The 22215-nt window shown below is 38.2% G+C and carries 27 protein-coding genes and 1 pseudogene; 24 read left to right on the top strand and 4 right to left on the bottom strand.

Translation table 11 applies throughout. The features are described from left to right. Nucleotides 1-135 precede the first annotated feature (135 nt). From V7183_RS10945 to V7183_RS10870, 16 genes and pseudogenes are all read left to right on the top strand, one after another. A pseudogene (locus V7183_RS10945) lies at nt 136-240 on the top strand (head fiber protein); the annotation flags it as partial. 40 nt (nt 241-280) lie between these two features. Then, complete coding sequence (locus V7183_RS10940) at nt 281-622, top strand: hypothetical protein (protein ID WP_335359519.1); 342 nt, start codon at nt 281-283, stop codon at nt 620-622. A gap of 4 nt (nt 623-626) precedes the next feature. Beyond that, nucleotides 627-1433 carry a hypothetical protein gene (locus V7183_RS10935; protein ID WP_335359518.1) on the top strand — a complete coding sequence of 269 codons (807 nt, stop codon included), beginning with the start codon at nt 627-629 and terminating at the stop codon, nt 1431-1433. 3 nt (nt 1434-1436) lie between these two features. After that, complete coding sequence (locus V7183_RS10930; RefSeq protein WP_335359517.1) at nt 1437-1811, top strand: hypothetical protein; 375 nt, start codon at nt 1437-1439, stop codon at nt 1809-1811. Continuing rightward, nucleotides 1811-2170, top strand: a complete 360-nt coding sequence (locus V7183_RS10925) for a hypothetical protein (protein WP_335359516.1) — start codon at nt 1811-1813, stop codon at nt 2168-2170. Before V7183_RS10930 ends, V7183_RS10925 begins: the two co-directional genes overlap by 1 nt. A 2-nt stretch (nt 2171-2172) precedes the next feature. Continuing rightward, on the top strand, nt 2173-2580 hold the full coding sequence (locus V7183_RS10920; RefSeq protein ID WP_335359515.1) for a hypothetical protein: 408 nt from the start codon (nt 2173-2175) through the stop codon (nt 2578-2580). A 14-nt stretch (nt 2581-2594) separates the two neighbouring features. Then, nucleotides 2595-3110, top strand: coding sequence for a phage major tail protein, TP901-1 family (locus V7183_RS10915; protein ID WP_335359514.1), 516 nt, complete (start codon nt 2595-2597; stop codon nt 3108-3110). Nucleotides 3111-3169: 59 nt separating this feature from the next. After that, nucleotides 3170-3547: a tail assembly chaperone gene (locus V7183_RS10910; RefSeq protein WP_335359513.1), complete on the top strand. Its 378-nt coding sequence runs from the start codon at nt 3170-3172 to the stop codon at nt 3545-3547. An 89-nt stretch (nt 3548-3636) separates the two neighbouring features. After that, nucleotides 3637-3882, top strand: coding sequence for a hypothetical protein (locus tag V7183_RS10905; RefSeq protein ID WP_335359512.1), 246 nt, complete (start codon nt 3637-3639; stop codon nt 3880-3882). A gap of 9 nt (nt 3883-3891) precedes the next feature. Next, a complete protein-coding gene (locus V7183_RS10900) occupies nt 3892-7596 on the top strand; it encodes a phage tail tape measure protein (RefSeq protein ID WP_335359511.1) in 3705 nt (1234 codons plus the stop codon). Between the two features lie 11 nt (nt 7597-7607). Then, complete coding sequence (locus tag V7183_RS10895; protein WP_335359510.1) at nt 7608-9113, top strand: distal tail protein Dit; 1506 nt, start codon at nt 7608-7610, stop codon at nt 9111-9113. Beyond that, nucleotides 9110-13123, top strand: a complete 4014-nt coding sequence (locus V7183_RS10890; protein ID WP_335359509.1) for a phage tail spike protein — start codon at nt 9110-9112, stop codon at nt 13121-13123. The genes V7183_RS10895 and V7183_RS10890 overlap by 4 nt, the downstream gene beginning before the upstream one ends. A 39-nt stretch (nt 13124-13162) precedes the next feature. Next, nucleotides 13163-13372 carry a hypothetical protein gene (locus V7183_RS10885; protein WP_335359508.1) on the top strand — a complete coding sequence of 70 codons (210 nt, stop codon included), beginning with the start codon at nt 13163-13165 and terminating at the stop codon, nt 13370-13372. Between the two features lie 46 nt (nt 13373-13418). Beyond that, nucleotides 13419-13703: a hypothetical protein gene (locus tag V7183_RS10880; protein WP_335359507.1), complete on the top strand. Its 285-nt coding sequence runs from the start codon at nt 13419-13421 to the stop codon at nt 13701-13703. 14 nt (nt 13704-13717) lie between these two features. Further along, nucleotides 13718-13948 carry a phage holin gene (locus tag V7183_RS10875; protein ID WP_335359506.1) on the top strand — a complete coding sequence of 77 codons (231 nt, stop codon included), beginning with the start codon at nt 13718-13720 and terminating at the stop codon, nt 13946-13948. Nucleotides 13949-13963: 15 nt separating this feature from the next. Continuing rightward, on the top strand, nt 13964-14746 hold the full coding sequence (locus V7183_RS10870) for an N-acetylmuramoyl-L-alanine amidase (RefSeq protein WP_335359505.1): 783 nt from the start codon (nt 13964-13966) through the stop codon (nt 14744-14746). A gap of 94 nt (nt 14747-14840) precedes the next feature. Here V7183_RS10870 and V7183_RS10865 read toward each other — a convergent pair whose 3' ends face one another. Further along, complete coding sequence (locus V7183_RS10865; RefSeq protein WP_335359504.1) at nt 14841-16295, bottom strand: HEPN domain-containing protein; 1455 nt, start codon at nt 16293-16295, stop codon at nt 14841-14843. Between the two features lie 158 nt (nt 16296-16453). On the opposite strand from V7183_RS10865, the gene V7183_RS10860 reads away from it, so the two are divergent. Further along, nucleotides 16454-17032 (top strand): hypothetical protein, encoded by a 579-nt coding sequence (locus V7183_RS10860; RefSeq protein WP_335359503.1) that lies wholly within the window; start codon nt 16454-16456, stop codon nt 17030-17032. Nucleotides 17033-17064: 32 nt separating this feature from the next. Here the strand turns inward: V7183_RS10860 and V7183_RS10855 are convergent, their stop codons facing one another. Both V7183_RS10855 and V7183_RS10850 read right to left on the bottom strand, forming a co-directional pair. After that, nucleotides 17065-17436: a hypothetical protein gene (locus V7183_RS10855; protein ID WP_335359502.1), complete on the bottom strand. Its 372-nt coding sequence runs from the start codon at nt 17434-17436 to the stop codon at nt 17065-17067. A 22-nt stretch (nt 17437-17458) separates the two neighbouring features. Next, entirely contained in the window at nt 17459-17698 is a 240-nt protein-coding gene (locus V7183_RS10850; RefSeq protein WP_335359501.1) for a helix-turn-helix domain-containing protein, read from the bottom strand. A gap of 177 nt (nt 17699-17875) precedes the next feature. Between V7183_RS10850 and V7183_RS10845 the strand changes: the two genes are divergently transcribed. Next, nucleotides 17876-18238 (top strand): hypothetical protein, encoded by a 363-nt coding sequence (locus V7183_RS10845; protein ID WP_335359500.1) that lies wholly within the window; start codon nt 17876-17878, stop codon nt 18236-18238. After that, nucleotides 18226-18348, top strand: coding sequence for a DUF3961 domain-containing protein (locus V7183_RS10840; RefSeq protein ID WP_335359499.1), 123 nt, complete (start codon nt 18226-18228; stop codon nt 18346-18348). Before V7183_RS10845 ends, V7183_RS10840 begins: the two co-directional genes overlap by 13 nt. Before the next feature lie 639 nt (nt 18349-18987). On the opposite strand, the gene V7183_RS10835 is transcribed toward V7183_RS10840, so the two are convergent. Further along, nucleotides 18988-19188 (bottom strand): helix-turn-helix transcriptional regulator, encoded by a 201-nt coding sequence (locus V7183_RS10835; RefSeq protein WP_335359498.1) that lies wholly within the window; start codon nt 19186-19188, stop codon nt 18988-18990. 186 nt (nt 19189-19374) lie between these two features. Between V7183_RS10835 and V7183_RS10830 the strand changes: the two genes are divergently transcribed. From V7183_RS10830 to V7183_RS10810, 5 genes are all read left to right on the top strand, one after another. Beyond that, nucleotides 19375-19638, top strand: a complete 264-nt coding sequence (locus V7183_RS10830; protein WP_335359497.1) for a hypothetical protein — start codon at nt 19375-19377, stop codon at nt 19636-19638. Next, nucleotides 19638-19940: a hypothetical protein gene (locus V7183_RS10825; protein ID WP_335359496.1), complete on the top strand. Its 303-nt coding sequence runs from the start codon at nt 19638-19640 to the stop codon at nt 19938-19940. The genes V7183_RS10830 and V7183_RS10825 overlap by 1 nt, the downstream gene beginning before the upstream one ends. Then, complete coding sequence (locus V7183_RS10820) at nt 19937-20119, top strand: hypothetical protein (RefSeq protein WP_335359495.1); 183 nt, start codon at nt 19937-19939, stop codon at nt 20117-20119. Before V7183_RS10825 ends, V7183_RS10820 begins: the two co-directional genes overlap by 4 nt. A 115-nt stretch (nt 20120-20234) precedes the next feature. Next, nucleotides 20235-21419: an FtsK/SpoIIIE domain-containing protein gene (locus V7183_RS10815; RefSeq protein WP_335359494.1), complete on the top strand. Its 1185-nt coding sequence runs from the start codon at nt 20235-20237 to the stop codon at nt 21417-21419. Then, nucleotides 21361-21981: a replication-relaxation family protein gene (locus V7183_RS10810; RefSeq protein WP_335359493.1), complete on the top strand. Its 621-nt coding sequence runs from the start codon at nt 21361-21363 to the stop codon at nt 21979-21981. Before V7183_RS10815 ends, V7183_RS10810 begins: the two co-directional genes overlap by 59 nt. Nucleotides 21982-22215: the final 234 nt, after the last annotated feature.

The following is a 22215-nucleotide window of genomic DNA, read 5'->3' as shown; positions in this document are numbered from 1 at the left end:
GGTGGCGGTAATATTAGCGTGTCCTGGACAGACATTAACGGTAAGCCAGGTACATTTCCTCCTTCGGCACATACGCACACAGTTGCAAATGTAACAGATCTTCAAAGTACACTTAATACAAAATTAACTGCCAGTAAAGTTGCTGTTCAACCGAATAGTACCGCGACAGATGTAGCGGGCCTTGTAGCGGATTTTAATGGATTACTAGCAAAATTAAAAGCTGCAGGGATTATGAGTTAGTACCCAAAAAATATAAACCACAAAACGGAGGTGAGGCCACGTGAAAGTGTCAGAACGCTTAAAATCGCGTTTATCCAAAGTTCCAGGCGTTACTACGGATGACATTGACGGTTGGCTAGCCGAAGCAGAAACTGAGTCAGAGTTAACAGAAGAAGAAAACCCAAATGCTGTGTTTTATCTTGCACTTTCTTTTGCTTATGAGGCAATCGCAGCTAATGCGGCTCGTTTCTTCAAGTACACGGATGGTGAGGAAGCGGTTGATAAGTCTATGATTTTCGCAAATTATCAAAAGTTAGCTCTCGATAACAGGAAAAAGTATCGAAAATATAGACGTGGGAAAGGTACTCATCAAACATTTGCAAAACGAGCAGATGGGAGATGATAACGTGAATGATTCCCAAAAAGAGTTTGATACCGCGCTTGAAAAAATTTCTGAAGAATTTAAAGAAGAACATGAAAAGCAGGTATCCGATGCCGTTAAGGCCATTATCTTAATACGTTTGTTTTTAATCGATTTGCTTAATGACTATCAAAAAGGTGGTGTCATTAGGCGTGGAAGACTGAACGCTTTATTACGAGATCTTGATTTTTACGAAAGAGAATTTCGTAAACAAGCGGAACAATCATTCCACACATTGATTGAAAACACGTCGAAATGGACCACGGCAAAGTTAACAGGAGCAGGATTGGATGTAAAATCCGTGGACTCTTTAAATAAACGAATTATCCAAAGTGCGATAAAAAGACCTGGAGAAGACGGTTTAATTCTATCTGATCGTGTATGGAATTTATCAGGAGATATGAGGGATCGATTGAGTAGTGTAATACGTCCGGCAGTTTTAAAGGGCGAAAGTATTACAATGATTTCTCAAAAAATTAAAGAAGTACATGATAACGAGGAATGGAAGATTGAGCGGGTAGCCATTTCTGAAAGTACTAATACGCATCGTTCAGCTACTATACAAAATGGGCTAGAAAGTGAAATTGTGGTTGGTTATGAGATTGTAGATAACGGACATCGACATCGGAATCACTCTAGCCATAAGTGTTACAAGTTAGCAAGACGTGATACGTATGGTTTAGGACCTGGGAAGTATCCGAAAAACATTCCAGAAGGTCTCATGAATCAATTAATAAGCCCACATCCCCAATGTTCATCGCGTTTAAAGTATCTAATCAGTGAGGAGGTGTAACAAATGTTAACCGATGAAGATATTAAAGAAATCCGCGGAAATCGGGAAATGATTGAGCAGGGTCGTCAGGAACCGGTGATTTTATATTGTAAGGGTGAAAGCGAAACGGACCCTATCACCGGTGAAGAAATACCAGGTGAACCGGTAATAAAAACGGTTCAAGTTGTGTGGAAAAAGTTCACATCGGTCGAAAAAACAAAATTCGCTGGTCTTGATATCCAAAAAGGAGAAGCACTTGTTACATTTCACCTTGAAGTGGACCTGGAGAACGTGGAAAAGATTGAAAGAAAAGGTATTTATTATGTGATTGACCTTATCGATGAGCGTGGACTAGGTGGCGTGAACCGTCGTGAGGTAATTGTAAAGAGGGTGATTTGATGGGTATTAGAGTTGTTATTAAAGGAAAAGCCAATGTGTTAAGAGCGCACAATCCTGAGAGGTATAAAAAACCAATCGAGCAAACGGTAGAAAAGCACACGCGTTTACAGGCTAACCAAGCTTCTGATCGTGCACCGGTATTATCAGGTAATCTAGCTGGAAGTATCCCAGCAAGTGTGAAGATGGTTTTAGGTGAAAGGATTATCGGAACATATGGATCTCCTCTTATTTATGCAGCTGTACAGGAATATACGCATAAAAGTAAAAAAGGTTTTATGCGTAAAACGGCATTTGAAGGAGAGCAGCCGTTTGTTGAGGATATTAATAAAACTGTTCAACGTGTGTCGCGAGGGAATTAGAGATGCTGAATGACGTTATGTACTCTCTAAAAAAAGCACTGGACGTTTTCGCACCTACTACGTGGATTTATGACGGTGTATCCATATCTGGAAAAGAAAAGCCGTTTCTTACGATTGAGGATCTATCTGGTACAATCTCCAGGTATTCAAAGGATAATTTTTCAAAGAATCATCTGATTCAAATTGGTGTATACACTGATGAGGTTCGTAAGCGCAATGATTTACAGGACAAAATTATTAACCGATTAGAAAAGGGTTCAATCGCCTTGTATGACACGAGCGAAAAGAATCCTGTTCTAATCGGTTTTTTATCTGTAAAAGTTAAAAACTTTCAACCCTTATCTCAAGAAGATGTGTCGCATAGTACAGCGAAACATTTGAGCTTTATAACAGTAACGATTCAAAATTAAGAGGAGGAATACAGATGACCGAATTAAAAAAAGAGAATGCTCCTGAGTTTAAAGGGGCCGAGACACTTTATCTAGTCGATATCCCACAAGTTGATGGGAAAAATAAAATGGTACGGTTTTATAACCAAACATCTGGTTCACGTTCGATTGAGGCAAGTGAAATTGAATTAAAAACGAAAGATAAAAGCGGTTCTGACTACGGAGACGTAACACAATCAACAAGTATTGAAGGCATTTGTACTGAAGGTGATGAGGGTCTTGAGTACGTTGAAGAGGCAATTCTGAATAAAGTTTTAGTTAGAATTCATGAAGTAAACTTGCGTAGCAAAGATGGTAAATTCAGAATGAAATCTGGAACATATATGATGAATAGTTTGGAACTTTCACATGAAAATGAAGAGTTTTCTAAGTACTCAATTGGGCTGAAGTTGAATGGTAACGTATCTAAGGGAACAATTACTACGGTACCGGATGGAGCTCCTTCTGGTGATGTAGCGGATCCGGGTAGTGGACAGACAGGTGGAAAATAAGCGGGCTAATAGGCTCGCTTTTTTATTTTGTACACAAAAACAATTGGGGGTAATTATAAATGGCTGAAAAATCATATACGCGTTTCGTAATTAATGGGGAAGAACACGAGCTGAAATTTTGTTTACAGGCTATCAAATTAATTGATGAAAACGGTGGACCATTCCAGTTTGTTTCGCACGCTATGCAGGGCGGTCTTACGAATTTTATTGATGTTATTTATTACGCACTGATTCATACAGGTAAAGGTTTTACGTATGACACTGTACAGAAAGAGGTTGAGGGGCTGTTCAATGAAGAAAAGTTGGATCTTGATGAGATTCTAAAATACAACAAGGCAGTTGTATTAAACAGTTTTTTCTTCCAGAAGACAGTGAAGAAGCTTCTAGCGACGATGACAGCGGAACAACAGAAGTCGTTCGAGACACTGTACGGATAAACATTGAAGAATTGCAAGGTGAGTGTTTTCGCTTTTTTAATATGCCCACCTTGCAATCGTGGCGCATTAGTTTGAAAGAATACCACATTATGCTGAACGGATATAAAGAACAATTACTGGATAAATACGAGTTTGCCAGTGTACAAGCTTTGTTTAATCGAAATGCGCAAAGCGACAAAATTAAGTCACTGGATGACATTTATACACGTCCTGAAAGTTTTCATGAAATTGAGAAGAAGGCTAAAGAGCAGAAAGAAGTTGTTGAAAAAATTCAAAGAAACGAGTCGTTCTTTGATCAATTAGAGGCAGCAATACGAAATCAAGAGGAAGGGTAGGTGGGGTGAATGAGTCAAAATAAAGTAGAAACGCAGGTAATTGCTGAAATATCCAACCTAACACGAGGATTAAAAGAGGCCACTAGAGCGTGGGACGACTTCTTTAGACATATTAGTCAACCACCACCGCCTCCACCGCCACCTCCACCTCCGGATTATTCAGGATGGCAGAGACGGTTTCAAGAAGTAGGTAACAATGCAATAGAGATGGGTAGAAGGGTACAACAAGCAGGTCAAACTATGCAGAATGCTTTTGGACCAGCAGCCGCAGCTTCCGCGTTTGCGCTCGGTAACATGATTAAGAATTCTCGCGAGTTTGAATCGCAAACACGTAGAGCTGCTGTTCTTACTCAAGGTAGTTATGGTCAAGTAAAAACGGCGATTCTTGATATGGCAAAAGATAGTGTGTATTCAACAGGGCAAGTTGCCGCGGCATTTGCTGAAATGGGAGCAAAGGGGTTTGATGCAGCACAGGCAACCGATGCGTTACCTGGTGTGTTAAGTGCGGCGGCAGCTTCAGGTGAAGACCTAACTATGGTTGCTGATACAATTACTTCAGCGCTCAACGCCTTTGGTATGGAAGCAAGTCAAAGTACCCACGTTGCCGACGTACTTGCAACAGCGGCGAATGCGACCGCTGCAGGTGTTGGTGACATGCAATATGCGTTTAAATACGCAGCAGGCCCAGCAGCTCAGCTAGGAATATCGATGGAAGAACTTGCAGCATCGGTTGGTATTATGTCAAACGCCGGTATTAAAGGGGAGACTGCTGGTACGGCATTACGTGCGTCAATGTTACGTTTGGTTAAGCCACCAAAACAGGCTCGTATGGAACTAGACAAGCTAGGCGTATCAATTACAGATCAAAACGGTAAAATGAAACCGCTCAGTCAAATTATTGGTGAGCTTTCTAAAGGAATGGACGGTTATACAGATGCTCAAAAAGCCGCATCTTTAGCAGCTATTTTTGGAACTGAAGCAGTCAGCGGTATGATGGCGCTTGTTGCGGCGGGTCCTGAAAAACTTGATGCCTTAACACAATCACTTGTGAAATCAGATGGTGCATCGAAAAAAGCAGCTGACGCAATGCTTAACGGATGGGCTGGAGCAATGACAAAAATGGAGGCAACACTAGACGTTGCTGCTCGTGCATTTACGGATGCTTTGGCACCAGCAATTATGGTGGTAGCTGGAATAGTTGAAAACTTAGCGAATGCTTTTACGAAACTATCACCACAAATGCAGACGACAATAGCGACAATAGCAGCTGTAACTACAGCATTTTTAGTAACAGCTACAGTTATCGGAATAATGATAAATGCTATAGGAGCTACCTTAATTGTATTCGGTAAATTAATTATGGGGATTGGTAGCCTAATATCGTTTATCGGCACTCTGGCTGAAAGTATAAGTATCGCAGTAACAATTTTCACTGCACTTACAGGTCCTATTGGTGTGGTCATAGTTGCACTGTCCTTGTTAGGCGTAGCTCTTGTTCAACTGTATAAGCATAATGAGACTTTCCGAAACGGGGTAAACAGTGCCTGGGAATCAGTAAAAAGCGTAACAGTATCAGCAATTGAGGCAATGAAATCGGCCCTAGATGTTTTTGGTGCATATCTTTTAACGATACCTGCTAAATTTTCCGAGATGGGAACAGCGATAGGCAGTTTTGTTGATTCTACAAAAGAAAAATTTAATGGAATTGGTCAAACTATAAGTTCGGCATTCGGCTCGACAATTGAAAATTTAAGTGCAAAGTTTTCTGGAATAAGTTCGGCCCTTTCTCCAGTTGTAGAGTTTATTAAATCATCTTTTTCATCAATAGGTAACACGATTGCAACGTTAACACCATTAATCGCTCGTTTAGGACTATCATTTTTAGGTATTTCGGGCCCTATAGGCTGGGTAATCGCTATTGTTACTTCACTAGGTGCTACGATTTTTAAACTTGTAAACACTAACGATCAAGCAAAAGCTGCACTGATGTCTGCTTGGCAAACAATACAATCACTTTTTAGTTCAGTTGCTTCAGTAGTAATGCCGATTCTGACGTCTCTAGCACAAGGATTTATTGATGCATTTGCTCCACTAGCACCGGAATTCCAAAAAACCGGTCAAGTTATAGCGGAAAGTCTTGCGACATTAGGACCTGCACTTGCTGAACTTGGTGCTGCCTTTGGTGAACTAGGTTCTACAATAGCGAGTCTGTTTGGAGAAGTTGTTCAAGCTGTGTTGCCGATAGCATTGGATTTAATAAAAATGTTCGCTGATACAACTATTCAAATTATGCCGATTATTACTGAAGCTATAACGCAGGTGGCTCAAATTTTTACAGAATTTGCAGCTACATACCTACCAATGTTTGTTCAGGCATTTCAGCAAGGCTTTTCGATAGTACTTCAGGTAATTCAGGCGACATTTGCTATTGCAGGGGGTTTAATACAGGCATTCGGTGAAATTATTTTAACTATAGCATCAACTGTGATTCCTATGATTCTATCAGCCGTACAATCTGTTTTTCCGATAATAGTCTCGATAATTCAGGCGGCAATTCCAATTGTGATTTCTATCCTTCAAATGTTCGGTGAAATCATTTCGATTATTGCAACGACTGTGATTCCTTTAATTCTCCAAATCGTTCAGGCGGTATTTCCTGTCGTAGTTTCCATCATTCAAGCGGCAATTCCTATAGCAACAGCGCTTTTTCAAGGGGCAGCAGCAATAATTCAAGGCGTCCTAATTCCAGCGATCCAGTTGATTCTATCAATCGTGCAGTCTATTTTTCCATCAGTAGTTAGTGCAATAACGTCGGCGATTAATATAATCACAAATATTATAAAATTATTCACCTCAATTCTGAAGGGCGACTGGTCTGGAGCATGGGACGCGGTGAAAGGAATTACATCGAGTGCGATGTCATTAATTGGAAATATAATCCAATTGGCAATAAACTTAATTTCTTCCGTTGTGACTGCTGGGCTAAATCTAGTAAAATCGATTTTTTCTAGTGTTCTATCAGCCGTGTCTTCGCTAGTAAGCTCAATTTTTTCAGGAATAGGTTCGGTCGTTTCGTCAACGATGTCCGCAATAGGTAGCATTGTGTCTTCAATTTGGAATAGCGTGAAATCCGTAACATCGAGTGTTCTTTCTAGCGTATATAACACGGTAACTTCAATATTCAATAACGTGAAATCATTCTTGAGCGGTATCGATTTAGTTAGCATAGGTAAAAACATGATGCAGGGGCTTTTAAACGGAATCAGCTCAATGGCAAGCGCGATTTGGAATAAAATTACGGAAATCGGAAACGGAATTAAGGATAAAATTTCTGGTCTCTTGTCGATTCACTCACCGAGTCGCTGGTTCAGGGATTTCATTGGTGTCAATATGATGAAAGGCTGGATCAATGGTATTGACGCAATGAAAGGCGCTGTACAAAAAACAACCGAGAGAATGACTGAATGGATGAAACCAGAAGCACTGTCTGTAGAAAGCGTTTATGGAATGCCTAGAGGGTTAGGCGCTTATCAAATGGCGAAACCGAGAGTGGGCGCAGTAGATGCGGATAACAATAACTTTACAAATCCTGTAGTGAAAGAAAAACAACCGGCATTTATAAACGTACAAATTGGTAAACGTGAATTCTCTGAATTCGTTGAGGATATTTCTAACGAGCAAGAAGATATCAAGAAACGTAAGCAAGCATTTTAGGGGGTGTTGAGTTGCTGGTTTTTAACGGGATAGATCTAGAAAAGTACTTTGAGAGAAAATACGAAAAGGGATTCTTCATGGTTAACGATGTAAGAGGACGCGGTATTTTGAGTGATGAAATTTATAAGTTAACAGTACCTCATCGCCCAGGTTCATATTATTTAGGTAAAAGGACTCCTGAGAGAGTAATAGAAGTTGACTTCTCTCTCAAAGGAGTCTCTTTTTTTGAATTAAGAAAACGTATAGATGAGCTTAACGATTTGTTAAGTACGGACGAACCTGTAACAATCTCATTTACCGATGAGCCGGAATTAACGTATTACGGTATTAAAGAAAACGTAGAAGAAAAGCTGGAGAAGTCGAAAATTCACCAGGCCACAATCACGTTTATATGTCCGTCGCCTTACAAATTAGGTGCTGTTAAAAGAGAAACATTCATTCGTGATGCGTCTACAGAAATCACAGTACGTTTTACAAATAAAGGTAGTGTAGAAACACCGGCTCTTATTGAAATTGATGTAGCGAAACCAAGCACTTTTTTAGATGTGTGGTTTGGAAAGTATCCGAATGACAGAAATTATTTCCGAATTGGTTACCCATTGGCCGTTGCCGAAACAACTGTAAAAGAGCGTGAAAGGGTAGTGTGGGATGAAATGTCTACCCCTGTAGGGTGGACTCCTGTTACGGGGCAATTCGATGACATGAAAGGAACAGGGAGTTTTAAGGTAAGGGATGGATACGCGCTCTATTGTGGTGACTACGGACAAGAAAAAGGATTCCATGGTGCTATTGCTAAGAAAAACATACCATCTGGTCCACTTCAAGACTTTGAAATGGAAGCATGGGTACGTTTAAAATCACAAAGCACTGTTGAAATGGGACGTGTAGAAGTGCTCTTACTAGATGAAGCCAGTAATATTGTCACGCGCATTAACATGAATGACCTTTACTGGGATGCCGAATTGACGAAGGCACACATGAAAATTGGTAATGTAGGAACGCCAGACAGCTTGCGTAAGTTAGTCGATACAAACGGCGCACATCCGAATAGTCTTAATCAATTTTACGGGAGAATGCGGGTCGCTAGACGAGGGAATCAGTGGTCTGTTTATGTAGCACGTTTTAGAGACGGCACAGAGATTGACGATGCTGCACTTGTTGAGCGGTGGATTGATGAAAGTAGAAATCCGATGACAGATAGAAAAATCGCCCAAGTTATGATTTCAATAATGCGCTGGGATATAAATGACCCTGTTTCTGTTATGCAGATTGACGATTTGAAAATTTGGAAAGTGAATGATGTGAAAGCTAATACAAAGCCATTTATATACGATGTTGGTGACAAGATAGTCATAGACACGGAACGAAGTCTCGTAACGGTGAACGGAAAAGATGCTATTAATCTTAAAGATATTTTCTCTGATTTTCCTAAAGTAGTAAGAGGCGACAATCGTATTGATATCATGCCTTCGGACATCGGTAAAGCGACGATATCCTATAGGGAGCGATTCAGATGAGAAAACCTACTGGAATACTTCATATTGTTGATTTTAAAACGGAACAGATTGTATCTACACTACAGCCTGCAGACTATTGGGATGACAAGCGTCACTGGGAAATCAAAAATAACATAGATACGCTTGATTTCACGGCATTTGATGGTACGAGACAAGCGATAACACTTATGCAACAAAATCTGGTGCTGAAAGAAGTAAGGGATGGGAGAATCGTACCATATGTTATTACTCAGACAGCGAAAGACTCCGATAATAGGTCAATAACCACTTATGCGTCAGGAGAATGGATACAAATAGCTAAGTCCGGAATAATTAAACCGCAACGTATAGAAAGCAAAACAGTAAATGAGTTTGTTGATATGGCACTTGCAGGAATGAAGTGGAAACGCGGTAGAACTGAATATACGGGCTTTCATACAATGACCATCGATGAATTCATTGATCCTCTGAAGTTTTTAAAAGATATCGCTTCTCTATTCGGTTTAGAAATTCAGTATCGCGTCGAAGTTGTTGGATCACAAATTGTCGGCCGTTATGTGGATATGGTTAAAAGGCGTGGCCGAGTAACAGGGAAAGAGATTACTTTAGGGAAAGATCTAAAAGGGGTTCGCCGTATCGAAAACTCACAAAACATTTGCACGGCACTTGTTGGTTTTGTAAAAGGTGAAGGTGACAAGTTAGTCACGATAGAGAGTATCAACAATGGATACCCGTATATTACAGATTCTGACGCATTCCAGCGATGGAATGAGCGTGGTCAACATAAGTTTGGTTTTTATACTCCGGAGACTGAAGACCAGGACATGTCACCAAAGAGACTTAAGACGCTTATGGAAATGGAGTTAAAAAAACGTATTAATACATCTATTTCCTACGAAGTAGAAGCGGAAGCCATTGGACGTGTATTTGGTTTGGCGCACGAATTAGTTAACGAGGGCGACACTGTAAGAATTAAAGACACGGGATTCACACCAAGGCTATACCTGGAGGCACGTGTAATCGCTGGTGACGAATCGTTCAAGGATCCGGAACAAGATAAATATGTATATGGGGACTATCATGAAATTGTCGATCCTAATGAAGAGCTCCGTAAGTTGTATAACAGAATTCTTACTGTATTAGGAGATAAGGCAAATAAGGATGTGCTTGAGCAGCTCGAAAAGTTAGCTGAAGAATCAAAAACAGCATCTGAAACAGCTGTGAAAGAGTCTGAACATGCTAAAAAGCTAGCTGAAAAGGTGCAAGAGAATTTAAAGAATTACCAAACAACAATCATTGAAAGTGCAAATGAACCGACCACAGGTCTCGAAGCAGGTAAGACATTGTGGCTCGATATTAGTAACGGAAGACCTGGTGTTTTGAAAAAGTGGAACGGTAACTCATGGGATCCTGTTGTCCCTAATGTAGAATCTGTAAAAAAAGAAGTTCAGGAAGAACTGAATCAAGAGATTTCTAAAATTCAAGAAGAGATTAATAAAAAGGTAGATCAAGATTGGGTTAATGAACAGGTAAAAGATAAAGCTGATAAGTCTGGCGTTTTTACAAAAGATGAGATTCGCGAAGGCTTTGTGGGCAAAAAAACTTATGAAACTGATAGAGATGGGAACATTAAAAAGTTTGAAGAAATCAGTACATCCTTTGAGCAAACAAATGAAGCTATTAAATCCAAAGCAGAGAAACAGAGCGTTATAGATTTAGGAAATGGTCTGTCACTGGTTTCACAGACTGCTAACGAGGCGAAACAAACAGCTGAAGGGAATACACGTACTATTTCTGAAGTAAGTTCACAGGTTTCTAACGTCGAGAAAGCAGCAGACGAATTTTCTAAGAAGGCAACGAAAATAGAGGAAACAGTAAATGGTATCACGACAACTGTTTCAAACATAGAAAGCACACAAGACACGTTTAATCAACGTATTACAAATGTCGAACAAACAGCTGAAGGATTAAGCTCCAGTGTTAAACAGTTGGCAGAGGTTAACAACGAGCAGGATAAACGTATTAAAGAGGCTGAATCTACTATTTCGCAAACTGCAGAAGAAATCAAGTCCAAAGTAACGTCTAAAGAAGTTGAGGATATAATCGGCGGCCTCGGAATAATGAACATGTTAAGAAATACTGATTTTTCATTACGAGAAGGTAGGGGTCACAAATACTGGGGTTCTCTTGACTGGACAAAACTCAGCGTTGATGGCATGGGATATGAGGGTTCACCAGCAGTATACGTAAATATTACAGGTGAAACAGCTAATAAGTCTCATGGATCCTGGCAGGATATTGATTGTAATGAAGGGGAGACGATAGTTGTTTCCGCTTATTTTTTGACCAAAAATGTAAAATCAATTGATCAAGGCTGGACATTAGAACTCAAATTCAAAAAAGCAGACGGAACGGACATTAAGCAGCACAGCGTGTCACCGACACTTGCAGACAATATATGGATTAGGGCATACGTTTCAGGTACAGCACCTGCAGGTACAAAAATAGTACAATTCCGTTGGTATGTAAAACAGAACGGATCACTAGGGATGTCACAACCTATGCTGCAGACTGGATCAAGACCGTCACAATATTTGCCAAACCCTAAAGATGTAACTGACTACGATGAACTTCTGAATCAACTCGCTGATAAGATTTCAAAAGAAGGATATAACCAAAAAGTACGTGAGTTAGAAACAGCTATTAAACAAAACAAAGAACAAATCGAGCTAAGGGCTGTAGCTACTGAGGTTTATACAACGAAAGAAAGTGATGGTCGTTACGGTGAAAAAGCGATGGTCGAACAGCATGAGGCATCTCTTAAACTGCAAGCCAAGGAGATCGAATCCAAGGTTTCTGCAGGAAACATAGCATCAACAATTAACCAAACCGCTCAGAGTGTTAAAGTTAAGGCTGAAAAAATTGATTTAGTCGGACAAGTAGAAGCTTCTTGGATTAAGGCGGGGTTACTGCAAGGGACGACAGTTAAAACAAGCAATATGAAAGAACATATCCATATGGAAAATCAGGTGTTGAGATTCGTAAATCAAGGCCAAGCGAAGATTGTTGTTGGTTTTGAGGATGAGCGTCAAAGTAAAACTTTCAATCCATATATCATTCTTGGCGAAGGTGACGGTACAGGGAGAAACTTTGGAAGCATCTATAAAGATGGAAATGGTGTTTACTACAGGTATGTAGACGCCAATGGTGCAGAAAGTAGCGTTCGATTAACAGCGCAAGGGAACGTTGGGATTACAGCTCAAACTAGTATGTGGCTCACTTCCCTAGGAAACCTCATTTTAGATGGAAAGACCCTTGTTGCAATTAACAATAATGGTAAAACCGTTGCAAGTTTTAAAGCTGCAAACGGTGGTGGCGATTGCGATATATATTTAGGCAGTCATACAATTCGTTCCTCCACAGTATCTGGATACGATCAACTTTTGCAAATAAAGAACCTTATGGGTAACGGATTTAAAGGGATAGAAGTTGCGGAGGTAACTGCACATGGCGGAATACGAAGTGACACAAATTTATGGGCAGAAAAAGATTCGTATGCAATGCAACATATCAACCGCTCAACTGCTAAATTGAAAACTTCTGTACATGACTTGCCATTTTCAGCTTTAGATAAAATACGTGGATTACAAGTTAAACAATACTTTTTGAAGCGTGATATGTATGAGTTATACCAAATGCGGATGAATAGACCAGAAGACAGATTAGAGCCATACACAACAGAAGATATAGAGGTACAATATGGCTTAATCGCTGAAGAAACAGATGAAATATTTACTACAAGAGAAAAGGATGGAATTAAGTTGTATCCTACATTATCCATTCTTACAGCAGGTGTACAAGAATTAGAAATCAAATTTGATGAAAAAATCAAAGCCTTGGAGGAAAAACATGATGAAGAAATCAAGAGAGTAGAAGAAAAACACAATACAGAAATGAATGTTATGAATCAAAAAATCGAATCTTTAGAAGCTCTTGTTCAAAAATTAATAAACGAGAAAACGGAGCAGTGATAAACTGGTCTTTTTATTTTTCGGAAGAGGGTGAGTACAATGGAACAACATTTCGAAGTCAAGCCAATTGGAGTCAAATACATTTGTGATACCTGTCAAAAAGGGGAAATGCTGCCTACAGGTAACAATAACTTTATGGTAAACACGCCACAGTTTGAACATAAGTGTAATAATTGTGGCACTAAAATCAAACTGACGGATAAGTATCCGTTAATCAGATATCAACAATTATTAGCAACGGAGCAGTGATAAACTGGTCTTTTTTATTTTGCTCTTAAAAAAGGGGTGATGGTAGTTGGATCAGAAGGAATACGAGCGTATTGCGAAATTAGAAGTACAACTGCAGTCAATGAATGCTACTGTAATTCGGATTGAAGAAAAGCTTGATTACAATCAAAAAAATTACATGCAGCGTACCGAAATAGAAGAGATGTTTAAGTTTCGCGATAGGGAGATACGGGACCTAAAGCTTGCGCAAGAAAAGAACGATAGCAATAAAAAAGCGCATATATCGATGTGGATTTCAGGACTGTCATTGGCAGTCCTTTTATTATTTAACATCTTAAATTTTCTCAAATGAAGGGAGGTGATAACGTGAAAAATTTCGATACTGCATCAATCGCTCGTTACGTTGTCCTAGTTATTGCGGTGTTAAATAGCGTGTTAAATTTAGTCGGTTATCAAACGATTAGTGATGAATTGACAAACAACATCGTGGCTGTAGTTACAGGTGTTTTCACACTATACATGGCCTGGAAGAACAACTATTTAAGCAACAAAGGTATGCAACAAAAAGATGTGCTTGAAAACCACAATTTAAAATAAAGGAGAAGATAGATTATGGAATACGTAGGAGTAGCAGGACATAACGAGATTGTACCAGGGGCATATGGATGTGGTTATGCAGAGCATGCAGTAGCTCGTCAAATGCTCGCAAAGGTAATTTCATATATGAACGCAGTAGGAGAAACAATGCATAATTGTACAGATGATGTAGGCAGAACACAGTCTGCTTGTTGGCAAAATGCTGCAAGTAATACCAACCGCGCAATCGGTTCGAATGGTAAAGCTATATCGATTCACTTAAATGCGGCAAATAGTAATGCGACAGGTACGGAAGTTCTTCATTACAACAATCCAGAACTAGCGGCAAAAGTGTCCGCAAAGATTGCTGGTGTATTAGGGATTAAAGATCGTGGTCCGAAAGACGGAAAATCCATTGGTTATATCAATTCTACAAAAGCAGAAGCAATTCTTATTGAGCTTTGTTTCATCGATAATCCGTCGGATATGAAAAAGCTAATGGATAATTTCGATGCAGTTGCAATTGCTATTGTAGAAGCGATTACTGGGAAATCAGTACAAAATGGAGGAGGAATTATTGTGACTGACAATGGATATGGATATAAACTAGTGGCGACAGGTGGCATTGGTTTTGATAAAATGCAAGAAACTGCAAATTTCCTGAACAAATTAGGGTATGGGGCTGCTATTCACATTTCAGGAAAAAATGACGGATTGTTTAGCATTCGTACAGAAAGAAGAATCGGCTCTGAGTTGGATAAACTTACGGCATGGTTAGATAACCGACCAGGCGGTAAATGGTGGTATCAATACGAGTGATTAAATGCACAGAATGGTTAGATGAAAAACGTTGGTATTACGAATATATTTAATGTTAATAGCCGTCTCCTAGATGAAGACGGCTATTTTGTTTTTAATTTGTAGGTTCTGTTTTCGTTTTTAATCGTTGCTTAATTGTGTGATCATTATTAATCGCGTGCCAAATTATATCTTTTTCAATACCTAACCTTTCACAGAAATAGTAATAAAGAATAATATGCAATTTTGAATTTACAAAATAAAGTTCCCATCCTTTAAAGTAGTAATCTGGCTTTTTACCATAATGTGTGTAGTAATCTCTGGTCAGTGTTACGTGATTAGCAAAGCTTTTTATTTGAGCTACATTTCCTGGGAAAATTACGTCTTTGATACGCTCATCAAGCCCTTTAAACATATCCCTAATTCGTCTTTGAAATCCGAAATGGTGAGCATAGTCTAATACATTAACCATTTTACTTTTAAGACTACTATAAATATCTTTTTCCATAGTTCCTTGTTGTATTGAATTTAACATTGCAAGCTTAATTGGTTCATATATATTATCAGGTAAAAATTGTCCATTTTCACCACTGGTATCCCGTTGAAAACTTTCCATTGATTTGGCGTAATTTAAAAACCTCGCTTCTTGGTCAATCTGTTCATCATATAAATTTCTAAGGTAAATTTTTCTTGAAGAATAAGAGGAGTCTGTAAACCATTTATTAAGAATAATTCCTAGATTATCCTTAATTTTATTGTAACTAATATGTAGATTATGACGTGAAAAATCTTTTTCTTCAAATTTTTTTTCGGGTGAAAGAAAAATATAAACAGTGTTTTTTAAGTTGTTTACCTCATAAGGCGAATCCGAATCACTTTCTGCCTGAATTTGTTTTATATAAATAGCTCTGTTAGTCATGAGTGTCAAAAAATCTTGAAGTTCTCGGATCATATCTAAGTACCACTCTAAATCCATCGAGGTATCTGGAATTATATCTAAAGTCGCTTGGTTATTGAAAGTGAAATGTTTATATAGAGTAGTAGATGACTTTAACGTATGACTTGATTTTATTCTTGTTTGTTTTTTATGTATATATGTCTCGAATGATGACGGGAAAGTATAGATAACTCCTACTTTTTCAATTTGTTCACCAGCATGCTCTTCGAATCTTTCAAATGGATACTCTCCAATCCAATTTTCTAATAAAGAATAGTTTACTGATAAAGAGGAAAACATTGTATCGTCTTTGGTGTTAAAATGCGCTCCTACTATTAGTTGATTAAAGATAAGAGTTTTTGTCATTACGCTTCCAATATGCATCGTTTTTACAAACCCATCGTATAAGGTAACAACTTTGTTTTCTTCTATAATACCGTGCAGAATATGGTATTTGTTTGTCATATAAAATTTAAGTTCGTCTGCAAAATCACCAAGTATTTTTAAAGTAATACCATCCGTATTATATGTTAAAGTTCCCGAAAATTTGTTATCCTCATTTCCTGGAATCCACCAATACCCATCTAATTCAAACTCATCATACATTGCTAAGTTATGAATTTTTTCATTCAAATTGAATTCCCCCTTTTAATGGTTATTTTAGCATATATTGATAAATAACATATAACAAAATTGATAAGATAACATCTTATGCTAGGTATATAAGTCCGTTTTTTATGATATGATTTTTATATAAATAGAGGCGTAACATAAAGATTGGAGGAGGTTAAATGGGGAATAAATGGGGAAAATGGATTGGTTTACTTACAGCTGTTTTAGTTGTTTTTTCCACTGGATGTAGTGCGCAGGACAAAGAAGCGACATCACAATTAAAAACAGAGAAAAAAGTTGAAAAAGAACGTATAAAGCAAGAAAAAGAAGAACAGAAACAAAAAGAAAGTTTAGACGATGAAATCAATAAGATTGTAAAAAAGGCTGTAGATAAAAAGAATATCGTAGCTGTAGAAATAAATGACAATCTAGGTACAGAGAATCCAAACGATAAAATTGTATTGCTGAAATTAAAAGCGAAAGAAAGTATAACTAAAAACATGTCTAAAAAAGGTATGTGGATGGATACAAAACAAATGCTAGAGGCATTCGCTAAAAAGCAAGAGATTACTCAAGTGGTATGGTTCTGGGAAGCACCATTGACAGATGCGTCTGGTAATAAAGAACAAGGAACTATTATGAAAATAACATATGACCGACAAGCAATTGATAAAATTGATTTTAAACATTTTGTATACAAGGATGTACCAACTACAGCTACTGAGTATTGGCAACATCAAGCGTTGGAGAAGAAATAATAAAGACCTAGCCCTTTCAAGGGGCTGGGTCTTTATTTGAATTCTACGTAATATTTGTTTTTTATTAAGCCGAAAGCAACGTCGTGAGGAAAAGGACTTGTTCCTTGCGTTGAAACGTCTATAACCATACGTACCCAATCAGCTAATTCTTCAGGTAAACGGTACGCTTGGATGATACCATCATCATTCTTAATTGTCACAAGAGGAATTAGTACGGGCACTGTTACAATTGACTCCATTGATACTGCAGCTAACTCTTCTTTATGGCAAAAACCCGCGCTTAGAACAGTATAAATTTCACCTTCAAATTCCTCATTAATTACTGGTATCTCTAATAAGTCATGATCATTAGGGTCTTTGTAGATCTCCGCACCTGCAGAGTTTACACTATGCACTTCTTTCACTTTAATCCCCCGCCTTTAAAATCTATTTTATGTACTGCACAACGTCTTCAATGCGATATGTTTTATCCATTCCTTTTTCCCCAGCCATTACGTTTAAAGCGTCCAGGATTGACTGTAATGTATCAAAACGAATTAGCCCAACCTCACCACTCACTAGATTACTAATAGTAGCTGGACGCACTTTTGATTCTACAGCTAACTTATTTTTCGTAATACCGATTTCCTCCATCGTGTCTCCTAACGTAAATACCATAGAACTCATGGTAATACCTCCGTTCATTCCGATCATTTATTACTTCCCATTTTACACAATTTACATATCAAAGTAAAACTTTTTTAGAAAGACTATTGACGTATGACTCCTAGAGTTATATATTGATACTAACAAAGTTTTACTTTAAGAGTCATACTTTTGTGTGGTGGAAGGTGGGTGTTAACAATGAAATGTTCAAAAACCTTTACGGCGTTATTAAATGATTCACAGCGTAAACAGTTTGAATCATTAACGTCTAAGCTTCAACAGCATGTAGTACGAAGTATTTATGGTGAGAATATTCGTTTTTTAACAGTTAGTGAGACAGCTTACTCTTTCCTAACAGATCCATACCAGGCTTTACATGTATATATCGAAACGGAGAGTAATTTATACATCGTTAGATATAACAAAAAGACACAAGAAATACATGTAGGTTGCGATGTACCAAAGAGTGCTATAAGTCTTTTTCTGAATTTAAGCAGTAATTACTGTGAAGAAGTAAAGGCGCAGATTAAAGAAGCGGAGTACTACCGATGCAAAAAATAAACAAATACTTCGGTTTAGAAAGTAGATCTGATTGCGTTTGGTTTTACGGATTCTATACTGTAGCCTCTGTTCTATTTATTATCAATATGCTTATAGCTCACGTGTTATAGGCTCTTTCTTTAACTGAATACTGGACAACCTCCAGCCTCGTGTACATCTTTATTCAAAAAAATAGATATACACGAGGTCTAGTTTTCTATTGTCTTTTTTAGGTAAATAGGGGGTGGATCCACGCGAGGAATGACCTAACACTCGTTAAACTTGAACAGGTTAGCTAAGCCAATGTCAGAAAGTTAAGCGTCCTAACGTATAACGTTTCCTTGTTTGCGTTGTTAGGAGTCTAGGCGTGTACGGCCATTAACGGTACGGCGGTTGCTTGGCGTGTTACGGCACGGGTAGCGACGGACAATGAAAGAGTTATAGGTTACGAGTAATAAAGGATATGCCAGCAGTGCAATTCCTTCCCTGACGCTTTCAGCATGTTGGACAAGCATGACATGTTAAAAGTTCGTTGCAAGTGAAAACTTAGCGTTTAAACAAGGTGTTACTATACGGATTCCTTAACCCGATAGACCATGATTGACAAAACGTCTACTTTACGACGCTTTTATTTTTTTGAAGCGTTGTAAGGTAGACATTCTCTGCCCTAGCCGTTGTCCTGTACCCTCATCCCATGATTGTCGGCAAACCGCCAAAGTCAAGTATAAAAACCAATATAAAAAAACTTATTAGGGCTGGAGGGGGATGAGTTATTCGTCGATGGTCCAGATCTCCTCGATAGGTTTTCCTAACTCTTGAGCGATTCTGTAGGCTGTATCAAATCTTGGTGTTGTACGATTTTTAACAAGTGAACTTAAAGTGGAATCATCAATACCTATACGTTTAGCGAAATCCCCTTGTTTAATATCTAATTCAGCAAAGATAATTTTTAACCGGCATTTAAATTTCATAAACAATCACCTCAAAACAATAAGTTCTACAATTGGTAATTAACTCCTTTGAAAATAGTACAGGCATTCAGGCAAAAAAATTTGTTTGGACACGCAAAATCTATTTTCTAGGTCATATACCTATATCAAGACCACGAGGAATACCAAGTGGAATTAAGGACATCAAGATGGGGAAGGTGATGATAGGTGAGACCTGGGTACAAATGTTTACCACAGATGAGGTTGTATCCGTCACAAACGTTGTTCAATATGTATGCTGATGCAAACGATGAAAAAGAAGTGGCTGCAATATATGGGCACATAACAAATCATGATAAGTTGCAACATCCTGATTACATTGATTTAGTTGACATACTAGGGGAAGAAGTATATGGGCCGTATAACGAAAGAGGAGTACAGAAAAGGATTGATATGTATCTTTCTTGGTGTAAAGAATGGGGGGATGATTGATGAGATGGCAATATGGATATTTGAATGAAACACCGTATCTGTATTCCTCAAAAGAATTAAGAAGCATGTATAAAGAAGCCAGGGGGAAAGGTGAAGCAAAGTCTATTCTAGAGCATATGGAAAGGCATGAGGTATTTAATAACAAGGAGTACAAAGGATATTACAGGTTATCGAACGATATTATGGATGATTTGTATGAGGAAGAGGAAGAAATTCTTGAGTGGGAAGAAGTAATAAATCAGTACCAACCTGTTATGACATCTAAGGGATTACAACTTAAAAGAAAGAGGGATTCAATATGACACTTGCTGGGGAAGCCGTAGTCATTTGGACGGCAACGGGATTGTCCGTAGTAACAATGAAAGCAGCTGAGAAGATGGGGCAGAGTGTTCCACATTGGCTTCCACGTATAACCATGTACACTACACTTACAGGCTCGTTCTTGTATCTTCTACGTTATGTTCTAATCATGTTTCTTTGAAGGAAGATAACCTGGAAGTGACGGACAATTTGCTATATAAGAAAAATAACTTGTACGTAAATCTTCCAAAAAGGTGCAACTATCTCCCTATAGGATATATAAGGAGTGATCCCCTATGCTTGAATTATTATTAATACCTGCAGTTTCGCTCGGATATGCTTTGGTAAGTGATAAGTTCAAACGTAAAGAAGATGATAGAAAGAAGATACAAGTGTTTTTTGAAGTAAGCGGAATTGCAATTCGAAGGGATGAAAAACTACATTATCCAGTCTTTCTTGAGCAAAAAATGGATGACCGTAGTACGACTTATGTGTATCGTTTACCGGTGGGCATGCCGTCAAAAATAATACAGAAGGTAGAGGACGTTGTTTCTGAAGGATTGAATAAACCTGTACGAATTCATTACAACAATTATAAATTAAGCATTCGTGTATTTAGTAAGGAAATACCGAAAAAGTGGGAATGGTCTACAGGATTAATAACGCCTGGTAAGTGGTTTGTGCCGATAGGTCAAAGCCTGGAGAAGTTAATTTCTCATGACTTTGATGAAACACCACACCTAGCTGTAGGTGGGCTAATACGTATGGGGAAAACGGTGTTTTTAAAAAACTTATTTACATCATTAGCAGTAGCGAACCCGGATCACGCTCATTTTTATCTAATTGATTTGAAAGAAGAAGGACTCGAATTTGGAGAATACAAAGACTTGAAGCAAGTTGAGCATATTGCAGAGACACCAATTCAAGCACATGAAATGCTACTCAAAGTAATGGAGAAAATGAATGAGCGCGGTAAGTACATGAAAGAAAGAAGGTTCAAGAATATTGTTCATACAAAAGAAAAGGATCGATATTTTATCGTCGTAGATGAGGGAGCAGTATTAGCTCCTTCAAAAGGATTACCGAGGGAACATAACAAAATGCTGGAGGAATGCCAATACATGCTAAGTCATATTGCGCGTGTTGGTGGAGCATTAGGTTTCCGTATTATCTTTTGTACACAGTATCCTACAGCTGATACATTACCTCGAGTGATAAAACAAATGGCAAACGCAAAATTAGGTTTTCGATTACCTACACGAGTAGCGTCTGAGGTTGTTATCGATCAATCCGGATTAGAAAACTTACCTTCAATTCAAGGGCGAGCAATTTATATGAAGGAGGATCTAACTGAGATCCAGGTACCTTACATCGATGATAAGGTTATGTGGGAACATCTAAAACAATACGAGGTGAAGAAGAATGAACATCCAGACACATATCAAGATCAACCGTCAGATGACGATTCTGACCTCGATTAGAAAGCTGAAGTTCGCAACAAGGCGGCATCTGATGGCAATTCATGATATGGGTGGAATACGGAACGCGAACCGTATTTTAAAGGATTTAAGCCTGTATGTAAATTACACAATATACCAAAAAGAATATGTATATTACTTAAATAAAAAAGGCCGTGAATTGTTCGACGATACAGAGAAGATTGTACCAAATAGTCGATTAGCTCACAGCCTTATGAGAAATGAAGCGTGGCTCTATCTATTCTGTCCCGACGACTGGAGAATAGAAGAACCTATACGTTATAAAATAAATGACAAAAAGAAGACAATTATTCCTGATGTAAAGTTTCGAGATGAGGAAGGAGTTTTAAATGCAGTTGAAATAGATCGTACACAAATGATGAATGTGAACAGTGAAAAATTAAATCGATACAGGGAATTTGCACTATATTACAAAAATAAATACAGTGGAAAAATACCGGTGATCCACTTCTTTACAATGACAGAATATAGGCAGAAAAAGCTGGAGCAATTTGCAGCGAAATACGATGTATACGCGAAGGTATATGTGATACAAGGTGTGTAAAAATTATAGTATGGGGCAGTATCCTATGCCCATTAAGTTAACATTTTATAGCGCCCACAAAACGAAATTTTGTATTAATTTGCTACAAAAAAGCACATTTTTTTATTTTGGGAGCTTTATAAAATTCTTAAGTTGATGGAGATGAGGCACTACCCCTTGTACTATGTATAAATCGTAATAAATTAAGATTTTCTTAATCTATTACCGAGATAGTGACACATCCTATAATTATTC

The organism is Bacillus sp. JJ1127, assembly GCF_036965845.1.
GTDB lineage: Bacteria > Bacillota > Bacilli > Bacillales > Bacillaceae_G > Bacillus_A.
The sequence above is the reverse complement of the archived record's forward strand: the minus strand, read 5'-3'. Positions and strand labels throughout refer to the sequence as shown.